The organism is Streptomyces sp. NPDC047453, from assembly GCF_040643155.1.
In the GTDB taxonomy this organism is placed as follows: Bacteria; Actinomycetota; Actinomycetes; order Streptomycetales; family Streptomycetaceae; genus Streptomyces.
In genome coordinates, this window is sequence record NZ_JBEYTS010000126.1 from 1 (window position 1) to 11,604 (window position 11,604).

Annotated in this window: 7 protein-coding genes and 4 pseudogenes; 7 read left to right on the plus strand and 4 right to left on the minus strand. The window is 70.0% G+C overall.

Going from position 1 to position 11,604, the window contains the following annotated elements:
- Together ABZ818_RS41040 and ABZ818_RS41045 are read right to left on the minus strand one after the other, a co-directional pair.
- Positions 1-323: pseudogene (locus tag ABZ818_RS41040) on the minus strand (hypothetical protein); the annotation flags it as partial.
- 1,624 nt (positions 324-1,947) lie between these two features.
- Positions 1,948-2,532 carry a hypothetical protein gene (locus tag ABZ818_RS41045; RefSeq protein WP_361426951.1) on the minus strand — a complete coding sequence of 195 codons (585 nt, stop codon included), beginning with the start codon at positions 2,530-2,532 and terminating at the stop codon, positions 1,948-1,950.
- Positions 2,533-3,325: 793 nt separating this feature from the next.
- Here ABZ818_RS41045 and ABZ818_RS41050 point away from each other — a divergent pair.
- The 3 genes and pseudogenes from ABZ818_RS41050 to ABZ818_RS41060 form a co-directional block, all read left to right on the plus strand.
- Entirely contained in the window at positions 3,326-3,517 is a 192-nt protein-coding gene (locus ABZ818_RS41050) for a hypothetical protein (protein WP_361426954.1), read from the plus strand.
- Between the two features lie 101 nt (positions 3,518-3,618).
- Positions 3,619-3,945 (plus strand): annotated as a pseudogene (locus ABZ818_RS41055) (transposase); the annotation flags it as partial.
- Positions 3,946-4,056: 111 nt separating this feature from the next.
- Positions 4,057-4,413 (plus strand): annotated as a pseudogene (locus tag ABZ818_RS41060) (transposase); the annotation flags it as partial.
- Between the two features lie 102 nt (positions 4,414-4,515).
- On the opposite strand, the pseudogene ABZ818_RS41065 reads toward ABZ818_RS41060, so the two are convergent.
- Positions 4,516-4,968: pseudogene (locus ABZ818_RS41065) on the minus strand (Dyp-type peroxidase domain-containing protein); the annotation flags it as partial.
- Between the two features lie 411 nt (positions 4,969-5,379).
- On the opposite strand from ABZ818_RS41065, the gene ABZ818_RS41070 reads away from it, so the two are divergent.
- Complete coding sequence (locus ABZ818_RS41070; RefSeq protein ID WP_361426957.1) at positions 5,380-5,667, plus strand: DUF6368 family protein; 288 nt, start codon at positions 5,380-5,382, stop codon at positions 5,665-5,667.
- Here the strand turns inward: ABZ818_RS41070 and ABZ818_RS41075 are convergent.
- Positions 5,588-8,233, minus strand: a complete 2,646-nt coding sequence (locus ABZ818_RS41075; RefSeq protein WP_361426960.1) for a SpoIIE family protein phosphatase — start codon at positions 8,231-8,233, stop codon at positions 5,588-5,590. The two genes, ABZ818_RS41070 and ABZ818_RS41075, sit on opposite strands and share 80 nt — an antisense overlap.
- Positions 8,234-8,829: 596 nt before the next feature.
- Between ABZ818_RS41075 and ABZ818_RS41080 the strand changes: the two genes are divergently transcribed.
- The 3 genes from ABZ818_RS41080 to ABZ818_RS41090 all read left to right on the plus strand — a co-directional run bounded on the left by ABZ818_RS41080 (position 8,830) and on the right by ABZ818_RS41090 (position 11,513).
- A complete protein-coding gene (locus ABZ818_RS41080; RefSeq protein ID WP_361426963.1) occupies positions 8,830-9,168 on the plus strand; it encodes an STAS domain-containing protein in 339 nt (112 codons plus the stop codon).
- A 267-nt stretch (positions 9,169-9,435) separates the two neighbouring features.
- Entirely contained in the window at positions 9,436-9,975 is a 540-nt protein-coding gene (locus ABZ818_RS41085) for a hypothetical protein (protein ID WP_361426966.1), read from the plus strand.
- On the plus strand, positions 9,972-11,513 hold the full coding sequence (locus ABZ818_RS41090; RefSeq protein WP_361426969.1) for a multicopper oxidase family protein: 1,542 nt from the start codon (positions 9,972-9,974) through the stop codon (positions 11,511-11,513). Before ABZ818_RS41085 ends, ABZ818_RS41090 begins: the two co-directional genes overlap by 4 nt.
- Positions 11,514-11,604: the final 91 nt, after the last annotated feature.

The window sequence follows — 11,604 nt, forward strand, 5'->3', positions numbered from 1 at the left end:
CAGCCGTCGGGGTGGGCGGAGAACGACCGCTCGTTGATGAAGATCCGGCCGATCTCGTGGTGGCGCTTGCCCTTGAAGCCCTCGCCGCGCTCGCCACCCTCGCCGCCTTCGCCGCCTTCGCCACCGCGGCCGCCGCCCTCGTTGCCCTTGCCCTGTCCGCCTTCGCCGCCCATCGGCGCCTGGGCCGGGGCGGGCGCCTGCTGGACGACGGCCGGGGCCGCCTCGGGTGCGGGGGCGGCCGTGGCGTAGGTGATGCCGGTCACGGCGAGTACGGCAGCGGCGGAGACGCCCGCCGTGACGACCTTGGAACGGGTCATGATCATGATGCCTTGCTCCTGTCTCAGAGAGGCCGGCTTTTGCGGCCGGCGTGTGATTGAAGGTACTGATCGCCCACAAAGCTGTCATTTCGGGCGTATCGGAATGGCTGGTGTGGGGGGCCGAACGGGGTACCCAGAGGTCCCGCAGGCCCGTCTCTCCAACGCTTGACGGCACGTCAATCTGTCGCAATTCCTGGGCAGATTGATGAGCGATTACGCCTTCAAGGTGATCTCTGATGCCTGATCACCCGTGCGGCAGCGAGTCGCCTGGCAATGCCGACGCGAAAGGCTCACCAGATTCCGGGACGGGCGGGTCTCAGGTCGGATCACGTAGACCCCGCCCGCCGGGGTCTTGTGCTCGTGCCGTCCGCCGTCCGGTGTGGACCGGGCCGCCGTGCTGTGGTCAAGGGGGTGAGGGCGCGAGGCCAGGTCTGTGACGACCCCTCACCCGGAGGGCGTCGGCGTTCGGCAGGTCCGCCGGTGGGGGTCCGGCATTCCGTCATGGCCGCAGCCCAAGGGGTGCGAGCCCTTGGGCCGGACCGCACCTCGCGGGCACTCTGGGGTCGGCGGCGTCCAACGGCCGGGGCGAGGGTCGTCGGGGTCTGCCAGCGCTCGGGCCGCAGGGTGGGCCGGCATCAGCAGCGGCTCCCGGTTGGTGGGGCGGCTGCGCGGACCTGCTGCAAACTCCTTCCCCGGAGCGGGTCCGGGCCGGGGTAGTGAGGGCACGGTGTGCGGGGCCGGGGGTCGTCATGTCGGCCAGGGCCGCGTCGGAGCGGCTGGGGCTGATGGGATGCCACGGCCGCCAGAAGGCCACAAGTTTGCTTACCGCCTCCCGCGAGGGCGTGGGTCTTGTCGATGGAGGAGCCGTCGGCCAGGGCCGACGGCGGGCGCCACGGGTATCGAGGGCCTGGTGGACCTCCAGGTCGGCCAGGCCGAGGTGGTCACTGAACTCGCTGATCGCCCGCGCCGCATCCTGCGTCTTCCAGGCCTGAACCTACAGATCGCGTCCCGCCCGGCTAGCGCAAACAGCGTTGCTACATAGGAAAGTTGGTGGCCTGTCATGCTTCGGGGTCGTCTTCGTCCGGGGGCTGGCATGAGGGCGTCCGGCCCCTGTGGTTCGGGACGGGCCGGGGGCATGTCACGCGGATCGAGTTCCTCGAGCGGCAGGGCCGCAGCCGCGCCGCCCCGGCGCCGCTGCGGCCTCGCCATGTGGTCCGCTGGATCACGACCGTCCCGGGCCGGCTCCCCGTCGGCGGCGGCATGCAAAAGCGTCGCCCGCACGGCCGGGCCGGGGGAGGGGCACCTGGTGTGCGGCTTTTTGCTTTCGTCACCCGTTCGGGCTCACCCGGCTGCCGCGGGGGAGATCAGCGGCCGTTACCGGGGAACACCGCCAACTGGGGGTGTTTCAGCGGGAATGTGCTTGGTGTTGTACCGGTGGAGCAGGAGGACGTCGGCGCGGGCAGCCGGGCGGCGCCTGGTGGCCGGGTTTAGTGTGGCGTGCGAGGCGCGTGGACCGTGAAGCGCTGGTCAGGTGTGGGCGCCACGTGCCGGCGCTCGGGGGCTGAGACCAGAACCCCGGCCCGATTGCGGCGGGCCGGGGTTCTAGATGGTTCGAATGCTGCGTCTGAGCTTAGAAGCCGTCGAAACCGAAGTCGTCGAAGTCGAAGTCGAAGTCGCCCTTGTGGTGACCGACCACCCGGAAGCTGGCCACTACTCCGTCCTTGACGAACACGCCCCTGGCGTGGCCGGGCTTGATGCCGTTGGCTTCGCTGCGGGGGCCGACCGTGGCGATGGGGGCGCCGTTGTCGCAGGTCGCGCCGCGGAAGACCTCGACGCCCCTGCGGCTGTCGTTGCGGATGTTGAGGCTCTTGGAGCCGAGGCCGCTCACGATCGTGATGCAGCCGTCCGGGACGGCGGAGTACGTCCGCTCGTTGATGTGGATTCTGCCGATCTCGTGGTGGCGGCGCTTGCCGTGTTCACCACGCTCGCCGCGCTCACCACGCTCGCCGCCTTCGCCGCCGCCCTCGTTGCCCTTGCCCTGTCCGCCCTCGCCGCCCATCGGGGCGTAGGCCGGAGCGGGCGCCTGCTGGGCGACGGCCGGGACCGTCTCGGGCATCGATGCGGGAGTGGCGGCGGCGTAGGTGATGCCGGTCGCGGCGAGTGCGGAAGCGGCGGCGACGGCCGCAGTGACGGCGGTGGAACGGGTCATGATCATGATGCCTTGCTCCTCTCTCTGAGGGGCCGACTGTGACAGCCGACGTGTGATTGAACGTAATGACCACCCCCAGAGCTGTCATTTCGGGCATATCGGAAGTGCTGGTGCGGGGGAGCCGAACGGGGTACCCAGAGCGCCCACAGGCCCGGCCCTCCGACTGCTGACGGAACGTCAATCATCTTCAAATGACCGTCAGATTGATGGGGCATTAGGCCTTCAAGGTGATCTCTGACGCCTGATCACCCATGCGGCAGCGGGTCGCCTGGAAAAGCCTCAGCGAAGGGCTCAGAGATACGGGGGAGGGAGGGCCACAGACCGGACCACGGCAACCCCGCCCCGCCCGGGCCCTGTGCCCAAGTCGACCGCCACCCGGCGTGGACCACGCCACCGTCTCGTAGCCACGCGGATGAGGGCTTGAGGCCAGGCCCCATGACGCCCCCTCACCCTGCCGACGCGCTCACGCCGAATTCCCCCATGCGTGCGAGAAACGGCCCAGCACACGCGGCGCCGACGCAGGTCTCACCCGCACCCAAGCTGAGGAGCTCGCGCACAGTCGGGCGGTGACACACCGACAGCCCCGGCAGGGTTCGCCGCCCACGTCAGCGCCTCAACTCAAGTCCCCTTACCCGCGTGCGGCTTGTTACCCCGGACCAACGGGACTCGCTGCGCAAAGTGCACACGTCGCCGTCCAGCCTCCGACTGGGTCAAGGTCGACCCTCAGTCGGACGGGGAGTTCGTCAGCCTGGCTCTCCAGCGGCGGGGCAGGTCGATCCACTGGGACATGGTCCAGCTCATGGACGGAGTGCTCCCGCTCGCCGACAAATTCGGCGTCGAGATCCCCGCGGGTTCGCGCGTGGAGGAGGCCTACCTCGAGTGGGCCCTTGACGAGGACCGCATCCTGTTGGGCCGTGTCTGGGCCCACCACGACGGCAAGGTCTCCATCTGGGGGACCAGCCATGGTGAGCTGATCGTGGCCTCCGGGTGAGCGGTTCCGACCGGTCCGCTCACCCCGGCAGGGCGCGGCACGTGCCGCCAACGCAGTGTTCCGGGGCCGGAGTTAAGGATTCCAGGCATTCTGTGGTTCTTCCAAAGGAAGGCCGGATGTCGGTCGCGGTGGCCCTGCAGTACTGCGGGGCCTTGGATCAACGCGCCAACTGCCAGGTCGCGGTCAGCGTCCACGCCGTGAGCGACACTGCCTCCTGCCCACCCGCAGTGGCAGTTGTTCCTGCCATGGCGTGGCTGCGGATACCGAACGCAGGACCCTCACTCGCGTCCGCCCGCGGTCACCCACCGCGAGAAGTGGCGGCATTGGACATAGTCGACACGCTGGCCGGCTGGGGGCATGACGCCGCCGGTTGCCGTGGCCGACGCCGCCTACGGGCCGGCCTGGAAGACTGGGGAAGAGACTACGTGTCGGCCGTCCCCGCCCACCCGTTCGACGCGATGTCTGTGGCCCCAAACCGCAACGGCCCCGTCGGCTGCCGGCCCCAGCCCTGCTACCACCAGCCCCTCCCCAGCAGGACCCAACGCGCCAACTGCCAGGTCGCGGTCAGCGTCCACGCCGTGAGCGACACTGCCTCCTGCCCACCCGCAGTGGCAGTTGTTCCTGCCATGGCGTGGCTGCGGATACCGAACGCAGGACCCTCACTCGCGTCCGCCCGCGGTCACCCACCGCGAGAAGTGGCGGCATTGGACATAGTCGACACGCTGGCCGGCTGGGGGCATGACGCCGCCGGTTGCCGTGGCCGACGCCGCCTACGGGCCGGCCTGGAAGACTGAGGAAGAGACTACGTGTCGGCCGTCCCCGCCCACCCGTTCGACGCGATGTCTGTGGCCCCAAACCGCAACGGCCCCGTCGGCTGCCGGCCCCAGCCCCGCTACCACCAGCCCCTCCCCAGCAGGACCCGTACGGCCGTCCTTGAAACCGAACCAGTCGCGCCGGACACCGACGGGGCGTTCCGGATTGCGCTGGCCGTCGATGCGCCAGCGCAGCTTTGCCGCCGACTCGGTGCGAGTCAGGACGTCGAGCAGTGCGTTCACCGTTGTGTCCCGGTGATCGGCGCATATCTGGACCAGCAGGTCCCCTTGGCTGAGCGCGGGATCCAGGTCGTCATGCCGGAACGGTGTCATCGTGACGAGTTGGACCGGCTTCCGGGCACGCAGACCGTAGCGGTCGTCGAAGAGTGAGGCGCCCACCCCGATGGTCAGCGTGAGGCCGTCCGCGACGACCGTGGGTCCCAGGATGCCGGTGCTGGACGGTGCTGCGGTCGAAGGCGTCTTCGGCGGCCTACCCCCCGCGGTGAGGAAGCGGGCTCGTGCGGTCAGCGCGCGGAACAACTCGGTGAGTTCCCGGCGGTTGGCCGAGGTGACGTCCAGCGAAACGAAAACAGCGTCCTGTTGGGGGAGGAGTGGCGATGCCCGCCTGGTAGTAGCCATGGAAGGGAATCGTCCGAGACTTGGCTTCCGTCGTGGCCCCGGACGGCGTTCCTGCGACTGTTGCACCGTCTCTGAGGGCAGTCCCGCCCGCCGCTCCGGCAGCGAGGCCGGCAGCGGTGCCTTGCAGGAGCGTCCGCCGCGTGAACGCACCCATCGGACAGCCTGCCCCGCTCCATTCTTCGTCCGGATACGCCTTGCCGGTCATGACGTTCTCCATCAGTCGAACAATGACTTTCCACGTTATTTCGGGTGCACGAGGCCTACCACTCGGAAGTGTGACGGCATGGCCAGGCCATGCCCTGGCGATTCCGGCGAGCAGGTCGCGCGTACTCGAAGGTTCACCGCCGAGTGTCAGCCGTTGTGGAGGTCGGACGGGTCCGGTTCGCTTGTGCACGCTGACGGTCCAGATGTGTGTGGCGCGCGCCTCTTATCGGCTTCAGCCCGACCTGCGCCGTCGACGCCATCGCCTTCTGCAACGCCCCTGTCGACCACGTCGTCACGACCCTGCTGACCGCCGCCGTCATGGATGCGATCGGCGGCGTCGCCAATGACGCCCAGGCGTTGACTCGCTCAGCTACTCGTAGTCCTCATGGTGGCTGGGACGGGCATCGTGCCCGTCTCACGGCACGGGTGCTGCTTCGGCCAGGAGGGGGCCGGCGCCGTCCGGTGCGCCGGAGAGGGCCTGTTCGGTCCAGATGATCTTGCCGCGGTGGGTGTAGCGGGTTCCCCAGCGCTGGGCGAGTTGGGCCACAAGGAACAGGCCGCGTCCGCCCTCGTCGGTGGTGGTGGCCCTGCACAGGCGGGGGGAGGTACTGCTGCCGTCGGCAACCTCGCAGATCAGGGTGCGGTCGCGCAGCAGGCGCAGGCGGATGGGCTCGGTTCCGTAGCGGATCGCGTTGGTGATCAGTTCGCTGATGATCAGCTCGGTGGTGAAGGCCATCTCCTCCAGGCCCCACACCTCAAGCTGGCGGCTGGCACCGTCGCGGATTCGGCGGACGGCCGCGGGGTCCCGTGGTACGTCCCAGGCCGCGACCTGGGTGGGGTCGAGCAGGCGGGTGCGGGCTACCAGCAGGGCGACGTCGTCGCGGGGGTGGTCCGGTTGCAGGGTGTCGAAGACTGCCTGGCAGGTCTGCTCCGGATCGCGGGCCGGGGTGTGCGGGGGTTCGGTGAGTGCCTGCCGTAGCAGGGCGAGGCCGGTGTCGATGTCTCGGTCACGTGTCTCGATCAGGCCGTCGGTGAACAGCACCAGACTGGACCCTTCCGGCAGCCGCAGGTCGACGGTTTCGATGGGCAGGCCGCCGCCCAGGCCCAGGGGTGGGGAGCCGGGTATGTCGGGGAGGACGACCGTGCCGTCCGGATGGACCAGGGCGGGTCCCAGATGGCCGGCCCTGGCCAGGGTGACCTGTTCGGCCACCGGGTCGTAGATGGCGTAGAGACACGTAGCCCCGGTGACGTCCTGCTCACCCTCTGGTCCGTCCTGGTCGATCCGGGTGACCAGCTCGTCGAGACGGCCGAGCAGTTCGTCGGGGGGCAGGTCGAGGGCCGAGAAGTTGTGCACCGCGGTGCGCAGGCGCCCCATGGTGGCGGCGGCGTGCAGGCCGTGGCCGACGACGTCACCGACCACCAGGGCTACGCGGGCTCCGGACAGGGGGATGACGTCGAACCAGTCGCCGCCCACCCCGGCCTGGGCGGGCAGGTAGCGGTGGGCGACCTCCAGCGCGTTCTGCTGGGGCAGAACGCGGGGGAGCAGGCTGCGCTGCAAGGCGACGGCCACCGTGTGCTCTTGGGTGTAGCGGCGGGCGTTGTCGATGCACACCGCGGCGCGGGCGGCCAGCTCCTCGGTGACCGGGAGATCCTCTTCCTCGAACGGGCCGCTGTGCTCCGAGCGCCAGAAGGTGACCAGGCCCAGCACCACGCCGCGAGCCTTGAGCGGCACGCTGATCAGCGAACGGAGCCCCAGGTCGGGCACCAGGCGGGCAAGCTCCGGTACCCGCGCAAGCCAACTGGGGGAGACGGCCAGATCCCGCTCCAGCACCGCGTGCCCGCCCGCCAGGGCCATCGTCATCGGGGTGGCCGCGTCCCGGACGACGCGCTCGCCGGCTGCGGGCAACGGAGGACCCTGCCTCACGCCGCGGCAGGCGATGCGGAGCAGACCCGCCGTGTCCTCGGGCTCGGCGCCGTGCAACACGGGTTCCAGCAACTCGACGGTGGCGTAGTCGGCGAAGCGGGACGTCGCGACCTCGGCGACCTCCTCCGCGGTGCGCGTCACATCCAGGGTGGTGCCTATCCGCATGCCCGCTTCGTACAGCAGCCGCAACCGCTGCTGGGCCCGCTCGGCCCTGCCCGCGAGCGTCCGCAACTCGGTGGCGTCCCGCAGCGTCACCGCACAGCCCGGCTGTCCGCCGTAGGGAGCGGTGGGCCTTACGTTGACGGCCAGCAGCCGTTCCCCCGCGAAGTGCATCTGGTCGGTGACCGGACGGTCCGCCGTCAGCAGGTCGACCATCCCCGGATCCAGGCCCAGGGCGGCGATGGGGCGCCGCTCCACGTCCGGGGGCAGATCCAGCAGCCGTCGGGCCTCGTCGTTGGCCAGCATCAGCCGTCCGTCTCCGGCGGTGATCAGCACGCCTTCCCGGACGGCGTGCAGCACGGCGTCGTGGTGCTCGTACATGCGAGTCACCTCCGTCGGGCCGAGGCCGTGAGTCTGCCGACGCAGTCGTCGGCTCACCAGCGCCGATCCGCCCGTGCCCAGGGCGAGCGCGATGGCGGCCGCCCCCAGTACCACCGGCACCTGCCGGTTCACCACCGCGTTCACGTGCTGGACGGTGATCGCGACGGACACCGCACCGACGATCTCCCCGTCTGCCCGGATGACGGGCACGCCCGAGTCCACGGCTGGGCCGCGGGACGTGGCGAAGGTTCTCGTGACGGTGAGGCCCTGGACCGTTTGCTGCTGATACGGGCCGATGACGCGTTTCCCGATCAGGGAGGGATCGGGGTGAGTGAGACGGATCCCGTCGCGGTCGAAGACGACGACGAAGGCGACGCCGGTCTGCTTTCGGACCTGCTCGGCACGCGGCTGCAGGATCGCGGTGGGATTGCGGCTGGTCAGCGCCTGTGCCGTCCCCGGTGCGCTCGCGAATGTGTGGGCCACCGCCAAGGTGCGAGCACGGGCGTCCTGCAGGCTGTCGCGCCGGGCCTGGAGCACCAACGCTACGACGGCGGCAATGACCAGGGCGACCACGACCGCCGCCTGCAGCACGAACACCTGCCCGGCGACGCTGCGCCCAAGCCCCCAAAGACGCGACCACCGGGACGGGGCGCGGTGGGAAGACTCCTGGGGGCACTCGTGATGGGCGAGCTCGGGGTCGGGGGCTGAGGCACAAGCGTGCCGCCGGCGCAGTGACCATGAGACCGGCAATCGCCTCGAAAGTCCCACCATCCTTCCTTTCTAGCATCGCGTGGCTTCGGAGCCCGGATTCTTGCGCGAAGGGGGAACTGTGCGCCGGGAGCACAGGAGGAACGGGGCCGACGGCGATGGCGTGCAGGCTGTGAGGGACCTCGTGTCATCGCGACTTCACATGCTCGGGGTGAAGTTCTTGCGGAGGGCGCCTGCGCCCAACCTGCCCTTCGGTTCTGATCTCATCACCAGGTCTCTTCACAGGCTTAACTGGCCCGCGTGGGCGCCTTTCGGGATGGTCACCCGAACCCGTATTCGAAGGGTCATACGGCGACGGATGTCGTCCGCCTTCCCCTGGCCTGGCCTCAAGGGCATCCGCCTCTCGCCGGGGCTGCATATGCAGAACGGGCGTGCGTCCGGCACTACCCGCAACCTCTCCCCAAGGTTGCGCCGTTAGGTGAGGCATGCATCCCGAACTCCACATCTGTCACCATGACGAGAACGACTGGACCGTCGTCGAGATCCGCGGAGAGGTCGACGTGTACACCGTGCCCCGCATCCGCGAACACTTGGGCAAAAGGATTCAGGCGGGCCGGCACCGCCTCATCGTCGACCTGACAGGGACGACATTCATGGACTCGACCGGTCTTGGGCTCCTTGTCGGCATCCACAAGCGGATCCGTACACGCGCCGGCGCCCTGAGGCCGGTCATCGTGAACCCGAACATCCGGCAGATCTTCACCGTTACGAGCTTGGACCAGGTTTTCCCGATCTACGATTCAACGCAAGCCGCGATGGGGTGAAAGAGCCTCGCAGGCGAGGGGCGCTCCTTTGCCGCTGAGGTTGGTGTTCATTGACCGGCTTCCGGCCACGCTCCTTCATCTCCACAAGTCGCGGCCTTACCGATGGACGACTCGGCGGTCACGCAGTCACCGCTCGTGCCAGCCGTATGCCCCGTAGGCGCCGGTCCGGGGAGCGGGCGGCTCGGTCCTTTGTGTCCAGGTGTAGACGCGCATGAGGGGGCGGATTACGGTTGCGTGCTGATCATCCACTGGCGAGGGGGGACGTCCATGCAGCCGTCGTTGGCCGCCGACGAGCCGGGCGGCTCCGGCACACATGAGTCGCCAGACCCGCGACGGCACCCCGCGTGGGCCCGCGGGGCACTGCGCGCGGTGACGACGGTGCACGTGGCGACCCTGTTCACCCAGGCCGTACTCGCCGGGCGGTTCTTGTCCGGCGACTACGACATGCTCACCGCGCACGCGGTCAACGCCAATGTCATCGTCGCCGTCGGCCTCGTGCAGGTCGTGGTGGCGGTGCTGTACTGGCGGCCGGGCCGCGGTCCGGGCTGGCCGGCCGCGGTCAGCGCCGTGCTGCTCGTGGCCGAGGCCGGGCAGGCGGTCCTCGGCTACCAGCGGACCCTGGGGGTGCACGTCCCGCTGGGCGTGACGCTCATCGCCGCCGGGCTGCTGCTCCTGGTCCAGGTGTGGCGTCCCCTGCCCCCGGGCCATGTCACGGCCGCGCCCGGTGACGCCGGGTCAGCGTCCGGGAGGGTGCCGCCGCCCGGATCGTCCCCGGAGGCGTCACGGTCCGTGCGGGAGGTCTCGTGAGGCCGGCGATACCGCGCCGCCGTCTCCTCGGCGTCCTTGGCGGCGCGGCCGCCCTGGCGGCGGTGGGCACACAGATCCCTCGGCTGGCCGCCGGCGCCCAGACCGGGGAACTGCTCCGCAGCCTGCTGCCGCTGCCCGCCCCGTACCAGGCGCCGCTGCCGGTCCCGCCGGTGCTGACCCCGCGCCAGGACGCCACCACCGACTACTACGAGGTGACGCAGAAGGCCGCCACCCAGGAGATACTGCCCGGCCACACCACCGCGATCTGGGGGTACGAGGGGATCTTCCCCGGGCCCACCCTCGTCTCCCGCAGCGGTCGGCGGACCGTCGTCCGCCACCACAACGCGCTTCCTGTGCCCGCCGTCGTGCATCTGCACGGCGGCCGCACCCCGTCGGCCAGCGACGGCTACCCCACCGACCTGATCGTGCCGGACGGGTTCACCGGCCCGCTCCCGCACCACGACCACCGGGCCAGCCTGGCCCACGGCTCACGTGTCTACGAGTACCCGCTCCAGCAGCGGGCCGCCACGCTCTGGTATCACGACCACCGCATGGACTTCACCGGCGCCGCCGTCTGGCGCGGACTGGCCGGGTTTCATCTCGTACACGACGACGAGGAGGAGGCCCTGCCCCTGCCGCGCGGGGACCGAGACATCCCCCTCATGATCACCGACCGGGCCTTCGACGCCGACGGCTCCTTCCGCTACCCCGCGACCGACCCGACCCTGCTGCACACCCCGGGCGTGCAGCCGGACTACGTCGAAGGGGTCCTGGGCGACGTGATCCTGGTCAACGGCGCGCCGTGGCCCGTCCTGGAAGTCGACGCCGCCCGCTACCGGCTGCGCATCCTCAACGCCTCCAACGCACGCCGCTACCGGCTGGAGCTGGACCCCCAGCCCGCGGGCGGCGGCGCCCTGGTGCAGATCGGCTCCGACGGCGGCCTGCTGGCGGCCCCGAGAGCGCACGACGCGATCGTACTGGCGCCCGCGCAACGCTTCGACGTCGTCGTTGACTTCTCCCGCTACCGGGTCGGCGAGGAGGTCACCCTGGTCAACCGGCTCGGCAGCGGCACCACCGCCGCGGTCATGCGCTTCCGGATCGCCCGGCGCGCCACCGACGACAGCACCGTGCCCGCGCGGCTGTCGGGCATCGAGCGCCTGGACCCGGCGCGCGCGACGGCGACCCGTACCTTCGCCTTCCGTGACCAGGGCGACGAGGGCTGGACGATCAACGGCCGGCCCTTCGACCCGATGCGGGCCGACGCCACCCCCCGGCTGGGAGCGCTGGAGGTCTGGCGGTTCACCAGCGACTTCCACCACCCGGTCCACCTGCACCTGGTGCACTTTCAGGTGCTCTCCCGCAACGGCGAGGCTCCCGGCCCCTACGACGCGGGCTGGAAGGACACCATCGACCTGAGCCCGGGCGAAGGGGTCTCGATCATCACCAGATTCACCGGCTACCGGGGGCGTTTCGTCTTCCACTGCCACAACCTGGAGCACGAGGACATGGCGATGATGGCCAACTTCGAAGTCGTCTAGTAGGGCTCCGTTAGGTCTTCTCGGCCCTGTTTGGGGCATGTTGGACGTTGTGGACTTACATGAAGTGAACCGTGCTCGGGCGAAGTTGGCG